The sequence below is a fragment of the Amycolatopsis sp. NPDC039088 genome (assembly GCF_055598845.1).
The window spans coordinates 92,041-113,612 of the sequence record NZ_JBVKAE010000011.1; the positions used below are offsets into that span (position 1 = coordinate 92,041).

The 21,572-nt window shown below is 67.3% G+C and carries 25 protein-coding genes, 1 tRNA gene and 1 pseudogene; 9 read left to right on the plus strand and 18 right to left on the minus strand.

Translation table 11 applies throughout. The annotated features are described in order from the left end of the window. Positions 1–16: 16 nt before the first annotated feature. The 10 genes from ACZ7KI_RS16420 to ACZ7KI_RS16465 all read right to left on the minus strand — a co-directional run bounded on the left by ACZ7KI_RS16420 (position 17) and on the right by ACZ7KI_RS16465 (position 10,836). The gene (locus ACZ7KI_RS16420) at positions 17–1,165 is read right to left on the minus strand and encodes a C40 family peptidase (RefSeq protein WP_470273953.1); all 1,149 of its coding nucleotides are present in this window, start codon (positions 1,163–1,165) and stop codon (positions 17–19) included. Next, positions 1,162–3,189 (minus strand): hypothetical protein, encoded by a 2,028-nt coding sequence (locus tag ACZ7KI_RS16425; protein ID WP_470273954.1) that lies wholly within the window; start codon positions 3,187–3,189, stop codon positions 1,162–1,164. Before ACZ7KI_RS16425 ends, ACZ7KI_RS16420 begins: the two co-directional genes overlap by 4 nt. 61 nt (positions 3,190–3,250) lie before the next feature. After that, the gene (locus ACZ7KI_RS16430) at positions 3,251–5,815 is read right to left on the minus strand and encodes an ATP-binding protein (RefSeq protein ID WP_470273955.1); all 2,565 of its coding nucleotides are present in this window, start codon (positions 5,813–5,815) and stop codon (positions 3,251–3,253) included. Beyond that, the gene (locus tag ACZ7KI_RS16435) at positions 5,815–6,198 is read right to left on the minus strand and encodes a hypothetical protein (RefSeq protein WP_470273956.1); all 384 of its coding nucleotides are present in this window, start codon (positions 6,196–6,198) and stop codon (positions 5,815–5,817) included. The genes ACZ7KI_RS16430 and ACZ7KI_RS16435 overlap by 1 nt, the downstream gene beginning before the upstream one ends. A gap of 80 nt (positions 6,199–6,278) precedes the next feature. Next, positions 6,279–6,524: a hypothetical protein gene (locus ACZ7KI_RS16440; RefSeq protein ID WP_470273957.1), complete on the minus strand. Its 246-nt coding sequence runs from the start codon at positions 6,522–6,524 to the stop codon at positions 6,279–6,281. Positions 6,525–6,532: 8 nt separating this feature from the next. Continuing rightward, positions 6,533–7,477: a conjugal transfer protein gene (locus ACZ7KI_RS16445; RefSeq protein WP_470273958.1), complete on the minus strand. Its 945-nt coding sequence runs from the start codon at positions 7,475–7,477 to the stop codon at positions 6,533–6,535. Further along, positions 7,477–7,722 (minus strand): hypothetical protein, encoded by a 246-nt coding sequence (locus ACZ7KI_RS16450; RefSeq protein ID WP_470273959.1) that lies wholly within the window; start codon positions 7,720–7,722, stop codon positions 7,477–7,479. The genes ACZ7KI_RS16445 and ACZ7KI_RS16450 overlap by 1 nt, the downstream gene beginning before the upstream one ends. Positions 7,723–7,808: 86 nt before the next feature. Continuing rightward, on the minus strand, positions 7,809–8,234 hold the full coding sequence (locus ACZ7KI_RS16455) for a DUF4231 domain-containing protein (protein WP_470273960.1): 426 nt from the start codon (positions 8,232–8,234) through the stop codon (positions 7,809–7,811). 147 nt (positions 8,235–8,381) lie between these two features. After that, positions 8,382–9,230 (minus strand): helix-turn-helix domain-containing protein, encoded by an 849-nt coding sequence (locus ACZ7KI_RS16460; RefSeq protein WP_470273961.1) that lies wholly within the window; start codon positions 9,228–9,230, stop codon positions 8,382–8,384. A gap of 1,186 nt (positions 9,231–10,416) precedes the next feature. Then, positions 10,417–10,836, minus strand: a complete 420-nt coding sequence (locus ACZ7KI_RS16465) for a hypothetical protein (RefSeq protein ID WP_470273962.1) — start codon at positions 10,834–10,836, stop codon at positions 10,417–10,419. On the opposite strand from ACZ7KI_RS16465, the pseudogene ACZ7KI_RS16470 reads away from it, so the two are divergent. Next, positions 10,774–11,160, plus strand: a pseudogene (locus ACZ7KI_RS16470) (recombinase family protein); the annotation flags it as partial. The gene ACZ7KI_RS16465 and the pseudogene ACZ7KI_RS16470 overlap by 63 nt on opposite strands. Before the next feature lie 408 nt (positions 11,161–11,568). Here ACZ7KI_RS16470 and ACZ7KI_RS16475 read toward each other — a convergent pair. Then, positions 11,569–11,913, minus strand: a complete 345-nt coding sequence (locus tag ACZ7KI_RS16475; RefSeq protein WP_470273963.1) for a hypothetical protein — start codon at positions 11,911–11,913, stop codon at positions 11,569–11,571. 133 nt (positions 11,914–12,046) lie between these two features. Next, positions 12,047–12,120 (minus strand) — tRNA-Leu (locus ACZ7KI_RS16480). A 171-nt stretch (positions 12,121–12,291) separates the two neighbouring features. On the opposite strand from ACZ7KI_RS16480, the gene ACZ7KI_RS16485 reads away from it, so the two are divergent. Then, entirely contained in the window at positions 12,292–12,903 is a 612-nt protein-coding gene (locus ACZ7KI_RS16485) for an ANTAR domain-containing response regulator (RefSeq protein WP_005157321.1), read from the plus strand. Between the two features lie 54 nt (positions 12,904–12,957). On the opposite strand, the gene ACZ7KI_RS16490 is transcribed toward ACZ7KI_RS16485, so the two are convergent. Beyond that, positions 12,958–14,184 carry an alkaline phosphatase gene (locus tag ACZ7KI_RS16490; RefSeq protein WP_470273964.1) on the minus strand — a complete coding sequence of 409 codons (1,227 nt, stop codon included), beginning with the start codon at positions 14,182–14,184 and terminating at the stop codon, positions 12,958–12,960. Between the two features lie 239 nt (positions 14,185–14,423). On the opposite strand from ACZ7KI_RS16490, the gene ACZ7KI_RS16495 reads away from it, so the two are divergent. The 6 genes from ACZ7KI_RS16495 (at position 14,424) to ACZ7KI_RS16520 (ending at position 17,599) form a co-directional block, all read left to right on the plus strand. Next, positions 14,424–14,897, plus strand: coding sequence for an Asp23/Gls24 family envelope stress response protein (locus ACZ7KI_RS16495; RefSeq protein WP_470273965.1), 474 nt, complete (start codon positions 14,424–14,426; stop codon positions 14,895–14,897). A 41-nt stretch (positions 14,898–14,938) separates the two neighbouring features. Further along, positions 14,939–15,115 (plus strand): hypothetical protein, encoded by a 177-nt coding sequence (locus tag ACZ7KI_RS16500; RefSeq protein ID WP_465507300.1) that lies wholly within the window; start codon positions 14,939–14,941, stop codon positions 15,113–15,115. A gap of 5 nt (positions 15,116–15,120) precedes the next feature. Further along, positions 15,121–15,507: an Asp23/Gls24 family envelope stress response protein gene (locus tag ACZ7KI_RS16505; RefSeq protein WP_470273966.1), complete on the plus strand. Its 387-nt coding sequence runs from the start codon at positions 15,121–15,123 to the stop codon at positions 15,505–15,507. Continuing rightward, positions 15,504–16,031 (plus strand): DUF6286 domain-containing protein, encoded by a 528-nt coding sequence (locus ACZ7KI_RS16510; RefSeq protein ID WP_470273967.1) that lies wholly within the window; start codon positions 15,504–15,506, stop codon positions 16,029–16,031. Before ACZ7KI_RS16505 ends, ACZ7KI_RS16510 begins: the two co-directional genes overlap by 4 nt. Further along, entirely contained in the window at positions 16,028–16,594 is a 567-nt protein-coding gene (locus ACZ7KI_RS16515; protein WP_470273968.1) for an Asp23/Gls24 family envelope stress response protein, read from the plus strand. Before ACZ7KI_RS16510 ends, ACZ7KI_RS16515 begins: the two co-directional genes overlap by 4 nt. Positions 16,595–16,663: 69 nt before the next feature. Next, complete coding sequence (locus tag ACZ7KI_RS16520) at positions 16,664–17,599, plus strand: SDR family NAD(P)-dependent oxidoreductase (protein ID WP_470273969.1); 936 nt, start codon at positions 16,664–16,666, stop codon at positions 17,597–17,599. On the opposite strand, the gene ACZ7KI_RS16525 is transcribed toward ACZ7KI_RS16520, so the two are convergent. The 3 genes from ACZ7KI_RS16525 to ACZ7KI_RS16535 all read right to left on the minus strand — a co-directional run bounded on the left by ACZ7KI_RS16525 (position 17,596) and on the right by ACZ7KI_RS16535 (position 19,554). Then, complete coding sequence (locus ACZ7KI_RS16525) at positions 17,596–18,321, minus strand: anti-sigma factor (protein ID WP_470273970.1); 726 nt, start codon at positions 18,319–18,321, stop codon at positions 17,596–17,598. The two genes, ACZ7KI_RS16520 and ACZ7KI_RS16525, sit on opposite strands and share 4 nt — an antisense overlap. Beyond that, entirely contained in the window at positions 18,318–18,914 is a 597-nt protein-coding gene (sigK, locus tag ACZ7KI_RS16530) for an ECF RNA polymerase sigma factor SigK (RefSeq protein WP_470274081.1), read from the minus strand. The genes ACZ7KI_RS16525 and sigK overlap by 4 nt, the downstream gene beginning before the upstream one ends. Before the next feature lie 172 nt (positions 18,915–19,086). After that, positions 19,087–19,554 carry a MarR family winged helix-turn-helix transcriptional regulator gene (locus ACZ7KI_RS16535; protein ID WP_470273971.1) on the minus strand — a complete coding sequence of 156 codons (468 nt, stop codon included), beginning with the start codon at positions 19,552–19,554 and terminating at the stop codon, positions 19,087–19,089. A gap of 96 nt (positions 19,555–19,650) precedes the next feature. Between ACZ7KI_RS16535 and ACZ7KI_RS16540 the strand changes: the two genes are divergently transcribed. Continuing rightward, positions 19,651–20,769, plus strand: a complete 1,119-nt coding sequence (locus tag ACZ7KI_RS16540) for a cytochrome P450 family protein (RefSeq protein ID WP_470273972.1) — start codon at positions 19,651–19,653, stop codon at positions 20,767–20,769. A 60-nt stretch (positions 20,770–20,829) separates the two neighbouring features. On the opposite strand, the gene ACZ7KI_RS16545 is transcribed toward ACZ7KI_RS16540, so the two are convergent. Beyond that, positions 20,830–21,036, minus strand: a complete 207-nt coding sequence (locus tag ACZ7KI_RS16545; RefSeq protein ID WP_470273973.1) for a CsbD family protein — start codon at positions 21,034–21,036, stop codon at positions 20,830–20,832. 98 nt (positions 21,037–21,134) lie between these two features. Beyond that, complete coding sequence (locus ACZ7KI_RS16550) at positions 21,135–21,551, minus strand: VOC family protein (RefSeq protein ID WP_470273974.1); 417 nt, start codon at positions 21,549–21,551, stop codon at positions 21,135–21,137. Positions 21,552–21,572 lie beyond the last annotated feature (21 nt).

Genomic DNA, 21,572 nt, shown 5'->3' on the forward strand with positions numbered 1-21,572 from the left:
CGCATACCTCGTCGGTCTACTGCAGCAGACGTGTTCCACCGGCGAACTCACCCAAGGCGATGGAATCGAGACGAACTTCGGCACCGGAGTACGGCGCGTTGATCATCTTGTTGTCGCCGAGGTAGATACCCACGTGGTGGATAAGGCCAGGGCTGTAGAATACGAGGTCGCCCGCCCGCAGGGCGCTGATTCCCGCTTCCTTCGGCACCCGAGTGCCGGCAGCGAACTGCGCCCTGCTGTTGTGCGGCAAGGTGATACCGACCTTGGCGTAGGCGTAGAGCACGAGGCCACTGCAGTCGAAGCCGGTCTTGTTGTAGTCGCCGTGCCGGTCTGCGACACCGCCGTCTCGAATCCCGTGGCTCGGTCCAGTGGCCGTGCCACCGCCCCAGGCGTACGGCACGCCGAGCTGCGACATTGCGGCGTCGATGACGATCTTCGCTGCCCCGGTAGCGCTGACCGCAGGCTGGAGTTCAACGGCGTCGTAGCGCTCGATGTTGGCGAGGACCTGAGCGACGTAGTCCTGGCTGGCGTTGTACCGGAGGAGCGCAGCGCGGAGCTGGGCGTCGTCTTTCAGGTCTCGGGGACCGTTTCCGCACAGGTAGACGGCGGCTCCGAGAGCGGCGTCGAAGGCGTTGTGCGGGTTGCGGGCGCCGTCGTCGTTGCCGTCTTGTTCGACGCTGGCCCAGGTGGTCGTGAGGAACTGGAACGGGCCGACGGCGCGGGCGAGGGTCCCGTCGGGATTCCGGATTGACGTCCGGTTGCCGCCCACACCGCTGCCGTCGAGAGGAGGCCCGAGGATCGGCGGGCTGATGTCCCCGTTGGGCGCGATCGTCCGGCCGGACGCGTGACGGGATTCGGCTTCGGCGATGCCTGCGAGGATCGACCAGCGCATCCCGGCACAGGCGGGCCTGATGCCGTCGATGCGCTGAGCCGCCTGTTGGTAGGCGGTGAGCATGATGTCCGGGATGCCGGGCACGTGTCCTGGCGTAGAGCTTGATCCGTCTGCTCCTCCGGCGATGACGACGATGATCAAGACGGCGACGAGCACGCAGGCGATGGCAGGCCCGAAAAGGAGAAGGAGTGCGAGGCAGCCCCATCGTTTCGGGTGTTCGCGGACCTCGTTGCGGACGTGCTCGGCGACGTGGAGGGCGAGCAGCGGGTTCATGGCCGGTGCTCGTTCAACCTGGTACGCAAGCGTTGCGACCACGTCGGCGTGATCGGCAGCATCCCAGGCGGCAGCGGTGTCGGGTCCGGGCTCTGGCTGCGTGGCCTTCTCGGTCCTGTGCCGTCGGCAGTGGTAGCCGCAACGTCGGTTCCGGTGAACTCGGGCGTGGTCGAAATCCTGGCGGGCGGTTGAGGCGCAGCTGGCGACTCGCTGGATGAACGGCGACTGCCGAGAACCGACGCCGCGGTGGTCGCGACATTCACCAGTGGGCTTGCGGCGGCGCCGATGTTTCCGGCGTAGGTAGAGGCATAGGCCTTCACTGCGCCCGCCTTGCGCCCAAGTGCGGCCTTGGCGGCGGTGCCCCGTGCGGTGAGCGCGGTGTTCGCGCGGTTCGCGGCGGCAGGCCAGGACACCGGGGCGCCCAGAGTGAAGGAGACGGCCTTGCTGCCGACCTTCCCGCCCAATTTGCCCGCGGTCACCAGCCGGTTCTTCAGGTCGTTTGCCGGGGCAACAGCTTCGGTGAAGGCGCCGGCGCCGGTCTTGATCGTGCGGCTGATCCGGTGCGGCCCAGGCTCGGCGATAGGCAAGGGCATGGATTTCGGCCCGGTCCTTGGTCTGCCGAGTCGCTGGACACCGGAGTTGACACTGGACCGGATCCGCTGAATGTTCGCCATGAGCCGTTTGCGGAATAGGAAGCCGGAGAAGACGACGAGGTCGATGACGGCGAACTTGACCAGCTGCGGGCCGAGGTCGGCGAGCATGAGCGACCGCAGGAGCACGGTCATGACGGCGATGAAGAACATGCCTATCAGCAGCTTGGCGATGGTTCCGGCGATCGAGCTGATGCGGTAGGCCAGCTGGTGCTGCAGTGTCGGGATCAACGCGGCGATCAGGGCGAGGCTGAGCAGGAGGCCTTCGAAGAGGAGGAAGTACGGGGCAAGGATCTGGATCGCGTTGAGGCAGAGGGTGAGGATCGCGAACAGAATCATCGCGACGGCGTACTCCCACGCTCCGAGCATGCGGTCACCGTCGGCGACCTCGTTGTACTTGCCGTACTCGCCAGGACACCCGGCCAGCTCACGGGCCGGGGTGCTGTCTTTGCCAGACCAGGGGCCTTGGTCAAGGATCTGCTTGATCGAGTACTGGCAGGCTCCCGTCCCCTGTTTGCCTGAGACCGGCGTTCCGTAGTTGAGGGTCTCCCAGGGCGCGATGAGCAGGTTGTCGATGAGGGCTTGCCCGATCGGCGCGGCGGGATTGCCGGTGCCGCCGGGTTGCTTGCCCATGATCACGGCGCTGACGTCGGCGCCGAGGTCTCGGCTGAGGCTGAGCACTCCCCCGTCGCCGACGAGGAAGTCGACAGGATGGGTGATGATCGCGATGGCCAGGACGTTGATCGCGATCGTGGACATGGTCTCGCGCCAGGCTCGGGTGGTGAGGCCGCGCATGAACAGGAGCCCGAGGTAACAAGTCGCGACGAGCAAAGCCAGCTCTCGAAGTTTCAAGCCCCCGATGACGGTGGTCTGCCAGATCTTCTCGAGGTCCTGCGCAGGTGCTTTGATCCAATCGACGACGCCGGCGGTCATGGACCATTCGGTGAACCAGACGGAGAAGCCGAGCGCGTACTTGCCGACGGCGAAACCCATGTTCGCCAGCCAGAGCCAGATCGTCGGCATGGGATTGCTGACCAGCCACGGCAGGTTGGCGAAAAGGTCGTAGTTGCGCAAGTCGCGGCCGTAACCATCATCGATGGTGAACATGCCTTTGAGGTGGGCGGCGTGCCCTGGGTCGTCCTGCAACGGCAGGGTCGGAGCATCCGGATCGGGATGGTCCAAACTCGGTGGATTCGGCTGTGGAGCGCGGGGATCGGGAACGACGAGGCACAGCGGGTACGGCTGACACGACCGCGGTTCGTTCGGCGGCAGCGGAACGACTTGAGCAGTGGCGGGCGCGGCGTTGCCGAGCAGCAGGACAAGCACGATGGTGGCGAACGCGAGAGGTTTCGCGGCACGCGCGTTGAGCGTCATGAACGTCTCCCGAGGTCGCGCCGGTGATGTCCGAGACATGGCGTGTACCAGCGGGTTTGATTCAGGGCCGCCGGACGGTGGGCGTGGTGAGAACGGCCTGAGGCAGCGTCCGGTAGGGCTGGGTCAAGATCTTGACCTTGCCGACCCGGCCGGCGTGATCGCGGACCAGGAACTCCCCGGCGCGCGCTCGACGTTCTTCTTCGCCGCCCGCGGGGTTGAGCGGCGAGAGGTCTTTGGTGACGATCTCCTGGTAGCGGGTGTCGGCGGGGTCGACGCCGAGCCACGCGAGCCCGTGTCGGGCGAGACCGCTGTCGCGGTGGCGGCCGAGCATCCGGACAGCGATCAGGCCGCGGAGGACTTCGTCACCGAGGTCGCTTTCGGAGTGCGAGCCGAAGGCGGCGTCGGCGCCGTGCTTGCGCCCATCGCGAACGAACTCCAAGGCGATCTGCTGGCCCTCAGGGGTACCAGTGACGTTGTAGGCCTCGTCACAGATGAATTGGCCCCACCGCTCGGTTCCGAAGCAGATCTCCTTGGCGATCGCCGCGATCAGCAGGTGGAAAGCACGGCCGAAGAGCTTCCTCGGCGGGATACGGGCGGCCATGCGCTCGTTGCTCATCTCCAGGGTGTTCGGGAGCGGGACTTCGTTGGTGCAGAAGACCACCATGTCTGCGGCGAGCACGTCGACGGGCTCGAGTTCGGGATCGAATATCGGGCGGGTGATCGGATCACGGCGAAGGCGCCGCAGTCGGTCGGCGAGGCCTCTCGACGCTGGATCTGCGGCGCCGTGGTCGGTGAGGACGTCGATGAGGGCGTTGCTGGACGCGGTCGGTGAGCCGCTGACCTTGTCGAGGGCGCGGCCGAGCGCGTCGCGTTCGGCCGAATTGGATTCCAGGTCCAGCCAGGAGGCGAAGAAGATTTCGGCGATGCCGGTGCTGGACTTCGTCTTGCCGCGGAAGACCCGCAAGGGATCGCAAGAGTGCCGCAGCTCGGTGTTCGCGGCACGTTCGCTGTCGAGCGTGGGATCGATGATCTCGACCACTTGGCAGTTGCCCGGCAGCGCTTTCGCGACCGGGGCCCATTCGCGGCTCCGTGTGCGGTCGATGGCGATCACGCGACCGTCAAGCATCAGCCGGACGACGGCGGCAAGGTTCTTCAGTACGACCGATTTCCCGGAGCCGAGTTCGCCGATCACCGCGACACCCCCGGACGAGTCGTGCGTCGGCCCATAGGTCGGGTCGAGCAGGAACGGCGTGATCGCGCCGCCGTCCAAGACCATGCCGAACAAGGCGCCACTCGGGTCACCGAACTCGGCGGACGACATCGGGAGCAGCATCGCGCAGTCGCTGGCGAGGAGATTCTGGCTGCATTCCCGGACAACGAGCGGCGTCCGGTAGCCAGGAAGCAGCGCCTGATAGAGCTGCTTCTGTCCACCGAGCGGCCTCTCCCACTTGTACTCACCGCCCAAGAACATCTGCCGCAACGTCTTGGCCCGTGCGTCGCACCCCTCGGCGGTGGCACCCCACACGCAGGCGACGACACCGACCTCGAGTTCGATTTCGGTCGTGCTCGCACCGAGACGGGCATTCTTGTGCTGAATCTCCTCCTGGGCAGAGTGAACATCGGCAGGTACACCCGCGGTATCTCCGCCATGCTCGTCGTCCTGGCTCATCAGATCGCGGGTGCGACGCCGGTTGGCCGCGCGAGCCTCGTCGTTCGTCTTCGCCGCGATGCGCAGGGCGTAGTCGACGCCGAAGCCGATGTTCGCCAACCGCGACAAGATCTCGTGCCCGGGAAAGGTGAAGGCGCGGGGCATCTCCGCGAGCACGAGATAGGCCTGGTAGCTCCCGATGAGCCCCTCGTCGTCCGGAGTGACGCACTTGAGGAACCGCTTATTCAAGACCTGCAGCGGATTTCCCAGGCGCTTACCTTCGTCGCTGCGACCGCCTTCGTCGAACACGGTCCCGCGCAACGTCACCAGCCGAGCACGGCTTCGGCCACGTGACAGGGTCGCGCCGGTGTTGTGCACGGTCGACGCACGTTCGAGCTGCGGCTCGCGAACGCCCCTGACCGGAGCGCGGCACAACCACCACAGCAGTTCGGCTTCGGTCGCAGGGCGAAGCGGGATCGCACCGCCGAGTTCGCGCTCGATGACGCGCGCAAGTTCCTGTGCCTCAGCGACAGCTTGAGGCGACGCGGGGCGCGGCGGGAGACCGAGGCCCGCACTCAATGCCGCTCCCGCGGCTCGCAGCAGGGCACGGCCTCCCTCGCGCCACCCGTTGCCGGCGAGGGGTTTGGCGATCCAATAGCTGCGGCCGAGCACGTCGAGGTCGTCGAGCTGGTCCCAGGCGTTGTGCACCGTTTCCGCCCAATGCGGGTTCTCATCGAGATCGATACCGCCAAGGCAACGCCGGATGATCGCATGCGGCTGGACCTGTTCACACAGCGACGCCAGCATCACCTCGCCGCGCAGCGACTTCATGAACGTCACGGTGCGGCTGTACAGCTCGTGCAGCTGTTTCCCCGTCGAGCGAGCACTTTCGCGCGGGTGCGCCCGCCACACCGCCCAGACCGACCCATCCGCGCAGAACACCAGGTTGCCGCTGATGTCCTGGATCTGGTTCTCCATCACCGGACTCCGGCGAGCAGCCGCTGCAGTGACGACTTCGGCGCGACGTTGTCCACAGGCTGTTGAGCCTTGTCCATACCGTGCAGGTGGAACCGCGGCGCGCACGACACGGGCCGCTCTGGGCGATAAGGCCGACCTGCCAGCATTCCCGAAGACGGCGCGAGCAGATGTGCCACCAAGCCGATCAGCCAGCTAGCGGGCGTCCGCGACTCGATCCGCGCGCGACGGACCGCGATCGCCGACAGTGGCACGCCCCAGCGGGCTGGACCGAGCCAGTCCAGGAGCGGTAGCTTCCAGACGACCAGCAGAAGGACGAGGAAGACCACGCCTTGAGTGAGCGTGTACGGGCCGCCAGGCAGATATCCGCCGTCCCGTCCGGGCATCCGCCCGAACATCCGCGGAAACCTGCGCGACCTCGTGTACGACCGTCCAATCAGGACATCACCGCGCCCACGTTGCACGGTCATTTGGTGAACCAGGCGCCGAACATGCCCGACACACCGTCGAGGTTGAGCAAAATGCCGAGGAAGATCGCAGCGATCACGCCGTACTTGATAGCGCGGGTAAAGTTGCCTCGGGTCCCGATCAGCAAGCCGATGCCGCCCACGACGGCCACGAGCAGAATCAGGCGGCGCACGGCCTGGTCTCCCCAGGCGAGGTTGGTGTCGATCCAGGTCTTGACGTCGGCTGCGAGCACGATGGTCGACATCTCTTCTCCTATTCTCCGGCCGGGGTCGGAGGTGTTGCGGGAGCTCCGGCGAGGAGCGGAGCGGGGTCGATTCGACTGACTTCCCAGCGACCTGCCCGCGCGACGAGGGTGAGGGCGTAGTCGATCGTGGTGACCTGTCCAAGGACGTCGTATCCCCAAGCTCGTGCGGTTGTGTGAACCTCGGTTCCGTCCAGCGGCCGGGCCGCCTGACCGGGCTCGAACAGTTCGTGTGTACGCAGCTCCAGCAGCTGGACCTCGGCGTACAGCGGCGGGATGATCGCGCCGATGTTCGTCCCTGGCGCGATGTAGCGGTTCAGCTCCCCTCGACCGGCCAGGTAGGCGATCAGGAAGCCGTGCACGGAATGACCGATCGGCCCGTTCAGCTCCGCGGTCTCCGGGTAGTCAGGTTCGACCGCGGCGAGCGTGCGCGGACACGCGACCGGCGCCGGAAGCGACGCCGCGACATAGCCTTCGGCACTTCCGACGAGGCTGACCTGGGCGCAGGTCAGTCTCCCTCGGTGCTTGCCGTCGGGTTGCTGAACCAGGATGTTGACCGCGACCATCACCGACCACGCGCCCGGCCTCGGCGACACGACCGACAACGTGCTGGTGTCGACCGGGAACTGCGTGCCGACCGCGCGAGTCGACTTCATCCCCTCCGGGTAGAAGGTCTCCAGTCCAGCGGAGTCGTCACGGTGGGCCGAGAGCCACGACCGGACGTACATCTCCGCCCAGCCCTGCGGCTCGCCGGCCTCGATGAGCCGCTCAGGCCGCAGGGCTTCAGCCGGTGCGCTCGGGCGCAGCACCACCAGGCCCACGATCACGGCTAGCGGGCTTGAGACGATCACACACCACCCCAGCACCCTGCCGATCCGCCGAGCCGCGGTATGGACAGCGGGCTCCAGTTGAGCATCAGGGATCGCCTGCGGAATTCGGCTCTCGCGACGCTTCATCACCGCGCCTCGATTCCCAGCACCTGGTGCAGGCGTTTGCGCAACTCTCGATCGTCAGAACCGGCAAACGCGTCGAGGCCATCGCAGACCGGAAATCCGACCTCGTCGAGGAAACGCTGGAGCTCGTCGTACAGCTGTCGATCGACCATCGTCGACTCGAGTCGCCGCCCCAGATCCCTCGCGCGTACACGGGCGTGGGCAATGAGAAGTTCGCCGGGGGCGAGGTCGGCACGGGGTCCGTTCACGGAAGCTCCCTGAGGTCTGGCGGGCTGCGGCATCGAAGACACGCTCAGCCCACCAGCCTTTGATTCACGCCGACCGGAGCAGAGCCCTACTGTCCGAGCGCGGGAGGCTGCGCTGCGGCGGTTTCCTCTTGTTCACGAATCCGCGTACGGCGAGCAAGCCACCGGTGTCCGCTCCCGTGGGCGAAGAGCTCGATCCGGACGACCAGGTCCCTGGCGGCGTCGGGTCCTTGGTAGGGCGGAGCGTCCACCAGGAACAGGGCAGCCTCACGCTCGATGTCGTAGCGCATGCGGTTGTCCTCGATCCAGTTCTCGTGGATCTGGAAGGTGGTGCGGATACCGGTGGCCACCAGCACGATGGCGCCGAGTGCCGCGACCACCGTCCCGTCCAGACGAACGGTAGTCGCCACAGGAACCCCAGCCGCGGCGAGGACCGCAGTGACTTCCGTGAGTGCATAGCGCTTCCGGTTACGCCGGCCAGCTGCCTGGTACCAGGCGATTCGGTTCATGACCATTGCGGGAAGCTCTTGACCATCCTTCCGAGATGAGCCCCGGAAATGGTCAAGGCCATCGGTCCGCGGAAGTTCCTGGCGGCGCAGAGTCGCGATCACTGGTCAACCCTTCGGCTCGTCGACACGACAAAGCTTCATCTTCCCGGAGCGCTAAAAATGCCACTGCCATTCGCGACCAGCTTCCGCTAACGCGTCGAGCGCTCGATTCCGCCTGCGCGTCGCGGTCGGCTGGCTCACACCGAACAATGCTCCGAGCTGGCGGTCGGTCGCGACCCCGTCCCGCCCCATCTGTTCTCCAAAGTATCGAGCAGTCAGGATCGCCGCTCCCTGTTCGTCGAGCCATCGCTGCTCGACGGCCCACGACAGCAACTCCAGCAACTGCTCCGACGCGTCCTTCTCAGTTGGCACCTCAGCCGGCGGCCGGTGTGCCACGTCGTCCATAGTCACGACCTCAGCGGAGGCTTGCGTGATGTCAACACCGAGCGTGCGGAGCGCGGCCCTCTGGGTGTCGCAGACCAGATTGGCCGCGACGTGGTGCCGTCGGCGGAGTGGAAAGCAGCGGATCTGCTCCCACAGGTGGCCGATTACCGAAGCTTGTACGTCGGTATTCGCCTCATTCGCCGAGACCCCACCTCCGGTTACACCACGTCGGGCTCCGAAGGTGCCGATCGCGGCCTTGCTGGCACGGATGACCCGTCCGACGATGCCCGGGACAGCGGGCAACATGGCGTTCAGCACGATTTCCCCAGCGACGACACCGTCGTCACCAGCGAGCGCGGCACGCCGCAACAGCGCATGCAGAACTTCGTCGTGGCGCACGTAATCGCGGCTGACGAGAACGTCCGATAGCCGCGCGTGCAGGCTGGCGTCTGTCAGCGCAGGATCGCACGCTGCCCAAGAACTGAGCGCGGCGTCGAACCTCAAGAGCGAATCCGGGTGATTGAGCTGGCGCTGGAGCGCGGTGAGCGGACTGGTGGCGGGTCCGACTGGGATGGACATCGTGGTGGCCCTTCGAGCGGTGACAAGATCGCCACGAGACTCGAATCCGCCCCTCGCTCTTTTCCTGGCTCACATGCTTGCCCCGAGCCTGGGGCAAGGAGACCTTCACCCGATCAGGCGCGGGGCCATCGAGACCACTTCTCAGCGCGGGAGGGCCCAGGCACCCCAGGCGCGCTTCGACGTGTGAGACCTGCTCAGGTCGCCACCTTCGGTAGCCGAGGAAGTCTCCGGGCTCTTCCGCCGGAACTGGGAGGTGGTCTCGCCCGGTCTCGGAGGGGCAGGATCCTCCGACGAGCTACCTTGCGACGCCGTCGCGCTCTGAACCAGACCCGATCAAACGCACCGGTGGCCTGTCGAAACCACGCCCAGTCGGCTGGGCAGGGCTATGCAGCACTCTCCAACCAAGCCGACGAGAAGGCCAGTCTCGGTCCTGAGCATCTAAACGAGAGCACACGCCACTGTCTCTATCAATCCCGTCGATTTCTGTATTCCTAAAGTCCGCACACTGGCCAGTGTGAATCATTCGATAGTGCAGCGGCACATGTCTTCAGAGACCCCCTTCAGTCCGGCGAGACCGGATGCGAGACCGAGCGAGACCTGCTCTTTCGCAGGTCTCGCTCCCGCGCCGACCGCCGAGTCGAAGTCTCGGAGGACCGATGGAGCGAGCATCCGCGGACACGGAAACCGAATCGGCGCCTCGTCCTGACGGATCCGTTTGGTGCTACTCTCAACGGAACAAGCGCGGCGCCGATCGCAGCTTTTCCGGTCACATTGTCCGGGTCTACGGAACCGAAGCCGAAATGACCCGAATGCGACTTGCCGCCGCAACCAACGATCTCTTGCGCTGGGCCCAAGAAAGCGCCTGTGCCGGATTACACGAGGACGACAAGCCCACATGATTTCATCCGATGAGTTGTCGGCGGCTGCTCCGGCTCTATTGTCCATGCCTGATGGCCGCACGACGAAGATTCCGGTGTCCGGCCCGTCAGGCCTGTCGGACTACGCGGTGTCGCCGTTGGGTATGCCCACAGCCCTCCTCCGCGACGAAGTACGCGTTGCCTTCCTCGCGCGAACCTCCACTGAGGACCAGCAGGATCCACGCCAGTCCATCCTGCGTCAGCTCGGCAACTCCAAGGCCGCCATCCCCGAATCCTGGGTGATCGTCGCGCACTTCTACGACGTCGAGTCAGGGCGCATGGACCTCGCATCCCGCGGACGTGGCGAGAACTACGAGCGATTCGACATCCCGATCGCACGCGACGGCGGCATCACCGACCTCCTGGCCGAGGCCGCCAGTCCAAAACGTCGATTCGACGTCGTGATCTGCGAGAACATCGCGCGAGTCGCCCGGCGGGCCTTCGAAGGTCTGTCGGTCGAGCGCGAGCTGGAGCGAAACGATGTGCCTCTGTTCGCCTCGAACGAGCCGATCACGGTCTCCGGGAGCCGTGCCCAGCGGATTCTGCAGCGCCGGATCAACCAGTCGGTGGCCGAGTACGAGGTCCTCAACACCCTCGAACAGTCCTGGGGTGGCCTCTGCACCCATGTGCGCGAGGGCTGGAACATCGGCAAACCATGCCACGGCTACAAAGCCAAAGTCTTCAAACACCCCAACCCCGCGAAGGCCGCCAAGGGCTACACGAAGTCGCGGCTCGAACCTGACGGCCTCAAGGGCGAGACAGTCACTCAGATCGCGTTGTGGCGGTACTACGAACGCCTCGGCTGCGACACGATCGCCGACCGGCTGAACGCGGACCTGGACAAGTACCCGCCGCCCGAACCTCCGGGCAAGCGACGAGCACGAGGCGTTTGGGGACGATCAAGCGTTTACGACATCCTGCGCAACCCGAAGTACACCGGCTACCAGGTCTTCAACCGACGCGCCACCCGATCACGCCGAGGCAAGCACAACGACCCGATCAAATGGGTCTGGTCGCCAGCTCCGGTGCACGAACCACTGATCCCGAAGTGGATGTACGACGCGATCAACGCGGGCTGGAAGACCAACCAGGGCTCGCGAGACGGCACCGAAACCACGAATAAGCATCCGGCCACAGTCAGGACCTACCTGTTCCGCGGGCGGATGTTCCACGAATGCGGAAGACGGATGTTCGGTGATCCACGCCATGGCCGGGCGTACTACCTCTGCAGGCCGAGCAACAACAACCGAGGCCGTCCCGACAGGTTCGCCGACCATGAAAAGGTCCTCTACCTTCGCGAGGACGCTGTGCTGGAGGCCGTGGCCAAGTTCTTCGCCGACCGAGTCTTCGGCCCCGATCGGCGGGCGATCTTGGCAGCCGACCTCGAAGGCGCCGACGATCACACGACAGCAGAACGCGAGTCAGAACGGGACCGTATTCAGCGAAAGCTGGCCGAAATCGCCAAACAGCAGGCGTCGATCCTGAAACAGGCCCAGCAAGGCGACCCTGACGACCCCTTCACCACCGCTCTGCGCGGCAGCTACAACAACCTCGCAGCCGAGGAGAAACGACTCCAGGCCAAGATCACTGAGCTGGACGAAGCGGACCTTGCAGCGACGCCAAAGGGGGTGACGGCAGACGAACTGCCTCTGATCGACGCGTTGCCCTACCTCGCGATGAACCTCTCGTTGGCGCCGAGGCCGTACCTTCAAGCACTGTTCGAAGCCGTCCAGCTCGCCATCATGGTCCACGACGACGGCGAACATGCGACAATCACGATCAAGCTCCCGGCAGACCAGCTGCCGGAGATCACTCACGTAGCGGAAAGGATCACCGACGTGACGCCCTCCCACGAACTCCAGCGCGCGGACGCGCCTGAGCTTGTGGGGATGTTGTCTGTGCCCCCGGTGAGATTCGAACTCACACTGGACGGGTTTTGAATCCGTTGCCTCTGCCAGTTGGGCTACGGGGGCGTGCGGGGTGAACTTTACGGGATCACGGCCGCGCGCCTTTCGCCGGGCCCGGAGTGTGACGCCCGTCTGACGTGGTGAACGCCATCTCGCCGACTGGATCGTTCCCGGTAGGCTTCAGGTTCGCGGACGGACCGCGAGCCGAACTGCCCGACGACCTTCAGGAGGACCCCGGTGACCGAGCAGGCTGCCGAGGCCAATGGTGCCGTCGCCGCACCCCAGCGGCGGGTGCTCGTGGCCGAAGACGAGGCGCTCATCCGTCTCGACCTCGTCGAGATGCTCCGCGAAGAGGGCTACGAGGTCGTCGGTGAGGCGGGGGATGGCGAGCAGGCCATCAACCTGGCCACCGAATTGAAGCCCGACCTGGTGATTCTCGACGTCAAGATGCCCAAGCTCGACGGTATCGAGGCCGCATCCAAGATCACCGGCGACCGGATCGCGCCGGTCGTCATCCTGACCGCGTTCAGCCAGCGCGACCTCGTCGAGCGGGCAAGGGACGCCGGCACGATGGCGTACCTGGTCAAGCCGTTCGCCAAGCGCGACCTGGTGCCCGCCATCGAGCTGGCCGTGAGCCGGTTCGCCGAACTGCAGGCGCTCGAGTCCGAGGTCGCGGGTCTGACCGATCGGCTCGAGACCCGCAAGGTCATCGACCGGGCCAAGGGGCTGCTGATGAGCCGCCAGGGGCTCACCGAGCCGGACGCTTTCCGCTGGATACAGCGCACCGCGATGGACCGCCGGACCACGATGAAGGCGGTGGCCGAGGCCGTCGTCGAGAGCATCGGCTGACGGACCCGGTCAAAGCCGCGAAGGCCACCTCCATCCCGGAGGTGGCCTTTTCGCTCAGAGCCCGCTTGCCGCCCGCATCACTCGGTAGACGTCGGTGTTCTCGACGGTGCCACCCAATCGGGCGGCGCCGGGGCCTTCGGCGGTGACGGGGGTGTCGGCCCCGGTGTGGTCGTGCGTCGTCCAGTCCACAGTGAACTGGAGCGTCGAGTCCGGTACGTCGAACGGGCCGTCCTCGTTCTCGTGTCCGGGGCCGGTTTCGGAGCTGTCGTAGTTCTCGATGTTCAGTCCGCCGGTCTCGTGGTCGCCGCCGATGATCACCAGCGTGTCGGGATGCGCGCGGACGAAGCGCATGACCTCGGCGATCGTGGCGTCGAGTGCCCGGCCCGCGTCGATCACGCCGTGCGCGTTGTTCTCGTGCGACATCCCGTCCGTTCCTTCTTCTTCCAGGAACAGGAAGAAACCGCGCGGATTCTTCGACAGCGTGTCCAGCGCCTTGCGCGCCATCTGCTGGAGCGGCACGCGTGGCGCGTACTTCCCGACGCCGTCCGGGCCGTAATCGACCATGTCCTCGTTCGCGAACAGGCCGAGGATCCGGTTCGCCCGCGTGTTCCGCAGTTCGTCGCCGTCACGTACGTAGGTGTAGCCGGTTCGCCGCGCGCGTTCGACGAGGTCGCCGTAGGGGCTGCGGCTCTCCTCTCCCGGCTTGTCCGGCCAGAGACCGGGATTCCCCTTCGGGTACCACCAGTCCTCACCCCCGCCGAGCAGGACGTCCGGGCGGCTGTTCTCGATGTACTGCTTCGCGATGTCGCTCTGCGAATCCCGGCTCGGAACATGCGCCGCGAAGGCGGCGGGCGAGGCGCCGGTCACCTGCGCGGTGGTGACCAGGCCGGTCGACTTCCCCGCCCGTTTCGCCCGTTCGAGGATGGTTTCCACCGGACGGCCGTGGACGTCCATGCCGACGGCGCCGTTGCGCGTCTTGTGGCCGGTCGCCAGTGCGGTGGCCGCCGCGGCCGAATCGGTGACGATCTCGTCCTCGTCGTCCGACGACGTCCGCACGAGACCGGTCACCGCGAGCCCGTCCATCGCCAGGTCGCCGTGTTTGCCCTTGAGCGCCAGCCGAAGCAGATCGCGCTGGCCGAGGCCGAGGCCATCGCCTTGGATGTAGATGATGTTGCGCGCCACCCGCGCCCCGGATTCCGCCGTGGTCGGCTGCGCGACCGCGGCCGAACCACCGCACAGGACCACCAGAACCGTCGCCGCCGCAAGACCGTGTCCCCGCATGTCGCCTCCCGTTAGTTAGGAACCTTTCCTAACAGAGAACCGAGACGAAGGCCAGAGGCTGAGCGGCCACGCGAGCCGCGAGAACCATCCCGGAGCGATACCCACGCGCGGTGAGATCCAGACCACACGATCGGGTCGTGACGATCCTCGTGCGGCTGGGTCTATGGAGTGTGGAAGCGAACCGGGAAATCCGGCGAACTTCCGCCACAGGCAACGGAATCCGAATCAAGGAGACTGCGATGACGAACACCACGGCCACCACCACCAAGCCGAACTCCAACTCCAACTCCGCCGCTCCCGCCGAGAACAGCGCGCTCGTCTCGACGCAGGGCGTGACCACGATCGCCGACACCGTCGTGCAGAAGGTCGCTGGCCTCGCGACCCGTGAGATCACCGGGGTCCACGCGCTCGGCGGCGGCGCCGTGCGGGCGTTCAACGCACTGCGCGAGCGCATCCCGGGTGCCACCGCGTCCGCCGGGCAGGGTGTCTCCGTCGAGGTCGGCGAGCGCCAGGCCGCGGTCGACCTGCAGATCGTCGTCGAATACGGCGTCGCGATCGCGGATCTCGCCAAGTCGGTGCGCCGCAACGTGATCGGCGCCGTCGAGCAGATGACCGGGCTCGAGGTCGTCGAGGTCAACATCAACGTGTCCGACGTCTACATCCCGGGTGACGACGAGGGCGAAGAGAACACCGAATCCGGCCGAGTCCAGTGACCACCGGCGCCGAACCGCGCCCTACCGCTAGGAGAACGTTCATGAACGCCACTCATCTCGGCCTGCTGACCGGTCTCGTGCTCGGCGTGGCAGGCGCCTTCGGCGGCTTCGGCGCCTTCCTCGTCGTACTCGTCCTCGCCGGCCTCGGTCTGCTGGTCGGCCGGTTCCTCGACGGCAAGCTCGACCTTTCGGCCCTGGCCGGCCGCGACAGGGGCTGACCGCCATGACGACCATGACCGCCGCCGCGCCGGAAACGGGCGGGCGCGGCGGGCTCACCGTGGCCGACGGTGCCGTCGAACGGATCGCCGCGCAGGCGATCACCGAACTCGACGGCATCGGCGGCTCGGCCTCCCGGGTGCTCGGGATCGCGGTCGGCGGTGAAGACCTCGACCAGGGCGCCAAGGTGAGCGCGAATGTCACCGGCACCACGGCCACTTTGGACGTCCGGCTTTCGGTGAAGTACCCGCTTTCGGTCCGCGCCACCACCGAAACCGCACGGGAGCACCTGATCCGCCGTGTCGGCGAACTCTCGGGCCTGACCGTCTCGCAGGTCGACATCACCGTCACGGCCCTGCATTCCGCGGAACCCGAGACGAGGAGGGTCCGATGAAACGGCGCCCCCGCCGCAGTGTCCCGGCCGTGCTCGTCGCACTCGTGGTGCTCGCCGGATGTGTACTGGCCGCCGCCGCCGCGGTCCAGACGATCATCGGGGAGAAACCGTGGATCAGCTACGACGCCGTCGCGTCCGCGCTGCACGGAACCCGATGGGGTGACCTGCTTCCCGCGCTCGTCGGTGGCGGTGTCGCGCTGATCGGCCTGCTCCTGCTCGTGAGCGCCCTTGTCCCGGGGAAGCCGACCGTGCTGCCGCTCGAAGGCGGCCCGGACTCCGGCGCCTCCCGGCGCGGCTACCGGTCGACGCTGCGCACCGCCGCGTCCACTGTGGACGGCGTATCGGCGGCGAAACTGAAGGTCAACCGGCGCAGGATCGTCTCGGTGGTGACCACCGGGCGGACGAACACCGCGGGACTCGCCGACGCCGTCCGCGCCGCCATCGAGCACCGCCTCGCCCAGATCGGTCCCGCCACGGTCCCGGCCGTACGGGTCCGGGTCAAGGCCACCAGGAGCGCGTCATGACCGACCTCAACCGTCCCGCCCGGCTGAACCGCACCTTGCTGGTACTCACGGGGCTCGTGCTGCTCGCCGCCGGCGTGTTCGCCATCGGTACCCATTTCGGCAGGATTCCCCTGCTCGCACCCGGCGCCACGCTCGTACCCGGCACGGCGATGCCACCCGGATGGGCCTGGTACATCGTCGCCGGAGCCGCGGTCGTCATCGGGCTGCTGGCGCTGCGCTGGCTCATCGCGCAGCCCGTCCGCAAACCCAAGTCCCGCACCTGGCGTTTCGACCAGGACACGGGCCGGACCACACTCGCCGGGAGCACCGCTGTCGAGCCGTTCGCGGCGGAGGTCGCGGCCTACCCCGGTGTCCATGCCGCGCACGCCACGCTGGGCGGCACCCAGGACGCGCCGGTGCTGGCCGTGGTGCTCAGCGCCGAACAGGACGGCGATCTGGCCGCCATCCGCGAGCGCGTCGCCGGAGAGGGGCTGCCTCGGCTGCGCCAGGCGCTGGACCTCGACGAACTTCCGATGACCATTGAGTTCCGCTTCTCCGCCAAGGCGGGCCCGCGCATCCAGTAGCGAGGTTTCCGGGGTGCCTGGATCGGGAAGCCGGTCCAGGCACCCCCACCCGATCCAGAGGAGTACCGCATGTCCGCCGTGACCAGGGCAGCCGACACCGTGCTCGACCGGACTCTGCTCGGGTACAGCAGCCTCGGGCACCACCTGCGTCGGCGGTGGTGGCCCGAGGATCCGGCACCGGACGCGCTCGCGGGCAAGGTCGCCGTGGTCACCGGCGCGAAAGCCGGTCTTGGCAAGGCGACCGCCATCGGGCTGGCGAAACTGGGCGCGACCGTCCGGATCGCGGTCCGCGGCGACGGCGAAGCCGCCCGCGCCGAGATCGAGCGCGCCGTACCCGGCTCGCGGATCATCGTCGACCACTGCGACGTCAGCCTGACCTCGTCCGTGCGCGACTACGTGAAAGACCTCGACGGCGAGGTCGACGTCCTCGTGCACAACGCCGGCGTGATGCCCGCCGAGCGAACGGAAACGGCCGAGGGCAACGAAGTCATGGCGGCCACGCACGTACTCGGGCCGCATCTGCTCACCGCGTCGCTCCGGCCGAAGTTCGCCGACGGCGCGCGGGTGATCTGGGTCGGCTCCGGCGGCATGTACGGCCAGCCGCTGCACACCGACGACCTCCAGTATCTGCATGGCGACTACAAGCCCACCGCCGGCTACGCGCGCACCAAACGGATGCAGGTGGTGCTGGCGGAACTCTGGGCGGACGAATTCGACGGTTCCGGCGTCACCGTGCACAGCGCCCATCCCGGCTGGGCCGACACCCCGGGGGTCGCGACCTCCCTGCCGGCGTTCCGGAAGCTGACGCGGCCGATACTGCGGAACCCCGAGCAGGGGGCGGACACCTTCGTCTGGCTCGCGGCGGCCGAAGAACCGGGACGGTACAACGGGATGTTCTGGCACGACCGCGTCCCCCGGCCGACGCACTACCTCGGCAAGACCAGGGAAACCGCCGCGCAGCGCCGAGAACTCTGGCAGGCCTGCGGGCGGCTCACCGGCCTCTAGGCCCCGAGGGGGACCATCGCGACCGCGGGGGTGGACGGCGTTCGCGAACCTCCGGCGGGTTCGACGGTGATACCGACCCGGTCGATCCCGCCAGGCAGATCCGCGAGGACCGGCCGAGTCCGATGTGGACCGTCGGAAGCGAGCAGCCCGGCCGAATGCACGCCGCTCGCTCCGATGAGCCAGACCTGATACGCCTTGCCGGGCACCAGTGGCGGCAGGTCACCCGCCAGTACGACGACCTTGCCGTGACTCCGCGAGGTCACCACCGTTGTCGCGTCACGCTCGGCACCCTTCACCGTCGAGGCGTCGGGAGCGGTCAGCACCGAATTCACCGAAGCGAGTTGCTGTTGAGCCGGATCCGTTCCCGGTTCGGTGTTCGTGGTGACCAATCCGAACACCAGCGCCCCGGCGGCGGCCGCGGCGGCACCCCACAGGGCGATCCGCACGGACGGCTTCTTCGACGGTTCGGCGCGCCGGACGGCGGCGACCAGCGGGGGCCATTGGCGGGTCTGAGCGGCCTGCGTGAGCGTCGCTTCCCTCAGCCTCGGCGGTGGCACGGCGGCGAGCGCGGACCCCAGCCGCGCCGCGGTCTCCCGCAGTTCCCGAACCTCCTGGCGGCACGCGGAACAGCCTCGGAGGTGCCGCTTGAACGCCGCGGCCTCCTCCTCCGGTACGGCGTCCAGCGCGTAAGCCCCGGTCAGTGTGTGCAGTTCGACCGTCATTGCCCGACCCCCAAGCAGTCACGCAACCGGATGAGGCCGTCCCGGATGCGGGTCTTCACCGTGCCCGGCGCGGTTTTGAGCACTTCGGCGACTTCCGGATAGGTGTAGCCGTTGTAATAGGCCAGCACGACGGATTCCCGTTGCAGGTCGGTGAGCGCGGACAGGCACTGGCGCACCCGCTGCTGCTCCAGATTGCTGATCGTCGATTCGGCGACCTCGTCGAACGGGCGCCGGAAATCGAGTCTGCCCGCCCGGTCGTCCCGGTCGAGTGCCGCCTGATGCGAACGCACCCGGTCCACGGCCCGCCGGTGCGCGATGGTGAGCACCCAGGCCAGGGTGCTCCCCTTCCCCGGTTTGAACCGCGCCGCCGTCCGCCACACCTCCACCAGGACCTCCTGGGTCACCTCTTCGGCGAAGGTGCCGTTGCGGACGACCCTGTTCACCACTCCCCACACCGGCCCCGACACGACGTCGTACAGGTCGGCGAACGCCTGTTCGTCACCCGCCGCGACCCGTTGCATCAGGCTTGTCTCGGCAGGCTCCGCTCCGGTGCCGCCGCTTTCGCGCAGACTCGTCCGCACACCCTCGACCATCAAGCTGCCTCCACCTCACCCGACGCCCGGCTACGCGGTTGCCATGACGTCTGGGAGTGATTCGGTGCCGACGGCGCCGCGGACTGGTCCGGATTGGAACGCGTTTAGTCCTCTGAATGCGGTAGTTGCGCGCGCAAGTACCGCATTCAGAGGACTAAACGCGGGGAGAGCGTCAGGTCTGATCCTCGAGAACTTCGTCCATTGTGGATCGCAGGTGGCGCAGAAAAGCCTGGAAGCGCTCGATCTCCTCGGCCGGGTACTCCGCCACCAGCGCCGCGAGTCCCGCACTGAACGGGCCGAAGAACTGTCGCGCGGGCTCCTGGATGTCGGGGCCGCTGCGCAGGGTCACCGTTCGCCGGTCGGTGCTCTCCCGGGTCCGCACCACGTAGCCGAGACCCTCCAGCCGGTTCACCAGGTTCGTGGTCGCGCCGGAGGTCAGCGAGATGCGTCGGCCGAGCCGGGCCGGGGAGAGCGGCGAGCCGGTGTCTTCGGCGTAGAGGATCTCCACCAGCGCGGCGGCGTCAGTGGCGTGCAGGCCGAGCCAGTCCGCGAACCGCCTGGTGAACTCGGTGTAGTTCGCCCCGAAGTTCCGGAGGTCGTCCAGCAGCGACGCGCTCCGTGCCGCGACCTCATCCTCCATCGACGGTGTCCTCCTCGGCTCTCCAACGTGCTTTGACAACCTACCGGTCCCGAATATACCTTCATGATGAAGTTACTTTCTCATGAAGGAGTCCCTTTGCTCCCCGACCCGTTCGCCGCGACGACCCGCGGTATCGCCGACCCTGATCCCGTTCGCCCGGCGCTGCGCGCCGCCGGTCCCCTCGTCGAAGTGGCCGCGCCGGCGGGCGGAAGCGCGTGGATCGTGACCGAGGAGAAGCTGGCCCGCGCGGTCCTCTCCCACCCTGCCATCGTCAAAGACCCCGCCATGGCACCGGAAAGCTGGGATCCCGTTCGCGCCGGACTCGAGCAGACCGCCGCCGAACAGCCGTCTCTCACCACAATGGACGGACCGGACCACACCCGGCTGCGACGTGCGCACGCCCCGCTCCTGAGCGCCAAACGGATCCAGGCGCGATCCGGCCGGATCCACGAAATCGCGCGAGAGCTGCTGACGGATCTCGGCGAGGGAACCGTCGACCTGATGGACGGCTTCTCCACCCGGTTCCCGCTCACCGTGCTGCTCGATCTGCTCGACATCCCGCTCGGCCTGCTCGACGCCGCCGTGGACGCCTGCCGCCGGATGTCCAGTCCGGAACCGGGTGCGCAGGGCAAGGCCATCGCCGCGATCGCGAACCTCGCGACCGCCGGGCTGACGCCGGATCGGCATGGGCTCGCGACGGAACTACGCGACCGGGTCCCGCCCGAGACGACCGAGGACGACCTGAGGTATCACCTGTTCGCGTTGATCTTCGCCGGACAGCTGACCACCGACGCGTCGATCGGCTTCCTGGTCGCGCGGCTGCTCGACGGTGACACCGCGGCCGACGACGACCTCGTCCGCGAAACCCTGCGAGACCATCCGCCCGCACCGTTCACGCTCTGGCGGTTCACGACCACCGAGCTCGAACTCGCCGGGATCCCGTTGCCTGCCCGCTCCCCGGTACTCGTCGACATCCAGGGCATCAACACCGATCCCCACCGCGACCCCGGCCCGGATCTGGCCTTCGGCGCGGGCCCGCATTTCTGCATCGGCGCTCAGCTCGCGCAGCTCGAACTGCGGGCGGTGGCGACGATCCTGCGCGCGGAGTTCCCGCGAGCCCGGCTGGCCGTCCCTTACGCCCAACTCCGGCAGACGTTCCTCGGCGGCATCCAAGGCACCCGGCTCACCGGCCTGCCGGTGCTCCTGCACGGCTGAACTCTGCCGGAAAAACGGGCCGGGGCGCGGAAATCCGCTGCCCCGGCCCGGAAAGGACGGCTACTTCTTGAAGGTGTCGCGGATCTTGTCCGCCGCGTCACCGACGGCGTCCTTCACGTTCTCGACGGCGCCCTTGAGACCGGCCTTCGCCTGATCGGCCTGGCCCTCCGCGCGCAGGTCGTCGTTGCCCGTGGCGTCGCCGGCGGCCTCCTTGGCCTTACCGCCGAACTCCTCCGCCTTGTTGCTGATCTTGTCGCCCAACGACATCGGGTCCTCCTCCGTCCGTGGCGCCCGGATCGTGCGCCGTACACGGGAAGGACAACCCTTGATCAAGATTCGTCACGCACACGGACGGGTGATCACTCTCACGCCGTGCGCCACGGCATGTGCTGCAGCGTCCACGTGTTGCCGTCGGGGTCGCTGAAGGCCGCGTAGTAGACGCCGCCGATGTCCTCGACCGGACCGACTTCGGCCCCCCTGGCGACGAGCGCGGCGCGTGCTTCCTCGATGTCGGCGACCACGAGATGGAGCCCGCGCAGGGTCCCGACCGGCATGTCCAGCGACGCGAGCCCGGTGGTCAAGGTGATCGAACAGGCCGAACCGGGCGGGGTGAGCTGGACGATCCGGACCCCGTCGGCGGGTCGCACGTCGACGTCGACGTGGAAACCGAGCCGTTCCGCGTAGAAATCCTTGGCCCGGTCGATGTCGCTGACCGGCACCGGGACCAGTTCGAGCAGGTAGGTCCCCGGCGGAACGGGGGGCACGGGCTGGGAATCGGTCACAGACTTTCCTTTCGCCGGAGG

What these genes read in the sequence shown, in the direction of transcription:
- ACZ7KI_RS16420 (WP_470273953.1), bottom strand. Translation starts at nt 1,165, where the DNA reads ATGAACCCGCTGCTCGCCCTCCACGTCGCCGAGCACGTCCGCAACGAG.
- ACZ7KI_RS16425 (WP_470273954.1), bottom strand. Translation starts at nt 3,189, where the DNA reads ATGACGCTCAACGCGCGTGCCGCGAAACCTCTCGCGTTCGCCACCATC.
- ACZ7KI_RS16430 (WP_470273955.1), bottom strand. Translation starts at nt 5,815, where the DNA reads ATGGAGAACCAGATCCAGGACATCAGCGGCAACCTGGTGTTCTGCGCG.
- ACZ7KI_RS16435 (WP_470273956.1), bottom strand. Translation starts at nt 6,198, where the DNA reads ATGCCCGGACGGGACGGCGGATATCTGCCTGGCGGCCCGTACACGCTC.
- ACZ7KI_RS16440 (WP_470273957.1), bottom strand. Translation starts at nt 6,524, where the DNA reads ATGTCGACCATCGTGCTCGCAGCCGACGTCAAGACCTGGATCGACACC.
- ACZ7KI_RS16445 (WP_470273958.1), bottom strand. Translation starts at nt 7,477, where the DNA reads ATGAAGCGTCGCGAGAGCCGAATTCCGCAGGCGATCCCTGATGCTCAA.
- ACZ7KI_RS16455 (WP_470273960.1), bottom strand. Translation starts at nt 8,234, where the DNA reads ATGGTCATGAACCGAATCGCCTGGTACCAGGCAGCTGGCCGGCGTAAC.
- ACZ7KI_RS16460 (WP_470273961.1), bottom strand. Translation starts at nt 9,230, where the DNA reads ATGTCCATCCCAGTCGGACCCGCCACCAGTCCGCTCACCGCGCTCCAG.
- ACZ7KI_RS16475 (WP_470273963.1), bottom strand. Translation starts at nt 11,913, where the DNA reads ATGTTCGCCGTCGTCGTGGACCATGATGGCGAGCTGGACGGCTTCGAA.
- ACZ7KI_RS16490 (WP_470273964.1), bottom strand. Translation starts at nt 14,184, where the DNA reads ATGCGGGGACACGGTCTTGCGGCGGCGACGGTTCTGGTGGTCCTGTGC.
- ACZ7KI_RS16495 (WP_470273965.1), top strand. Translation starts at nt 14,424, where the DNA reads ATGACGAACACCACGGCCACCACCACCAAGCCGAACTCCAACTCCAAC.
- ACZ7KI_RS16500 (WP_465507300.1), top strand. Translation starts at nt 14,939, where the DNA reads ATGAACGCCACTCATCTCGGCCTGCTGACCGGTCTCGTGCTCGGCGTG.
- ACZ7KI_RS16505 (WP_470273966.1), top strand. Translation starts at nt 15,121, where the DNA reads ATGACGACCATGACCGCCGCCGCGCCGGAAACGGGCGGGCGCGGCGGG.
- ACZ7KI_RS16510 (WP_470273967.1), top strand. Translation starts at nt 15,504, where the DNA reads ATGAAACGGCGCCCCCGCCGCAGTGTCCCGGCCGTGCTCGTCGCACTC.
- ACZ7KI_RS16515 (WP_470273968.1), top strand. Translation starts at nt 16,028, where the DNA reads ATGACCGACCTCAACCGTCCCGCCCGGCTGAACCGCACCTTGCTGGTA.
- ACZ7KI_RS16520 (WP_470273969.1), top strand. Translation starts at nt 16,664, where the DNA reads ATGTCCGCCGTGACCAGGGCAGCCGACACCGTGCTCGACCGGACTCTG.
- ACZ7KI_RS16525 (WP_470273970.1), bottom strand. Translation starts at nt 18,321, where the DNA reads ATGACGGTCGAACTGCACACACTGACCGGGGCTTACGCGCTGGACGCC.
- sigK (WP_470274081.1), bottom strand. Translation starts at nt 18,914, where the DNA reads ATGGTCGAGGGTGTGCGGACGAGTCTGCGCGAAAGCGGCGGCACCGGA.
- ACZ7KI_RS16535 (WP_470273971.1), bottom strand. Translation starts at nt 19,554, where the DNA reads ATGGAGGATGAGGTCGCGGCACGGAGCGCGTCGCTGCTGGACGACCTC.
- ACZ7KI_RS16545 (WP_470273973.1), bottom strand. Translation starts at nt 21,036, where the DNA reads ATGTCGTTGGGCGACAAGATCAGCAACAAGGCGGAGGAGTTCGGCGGT.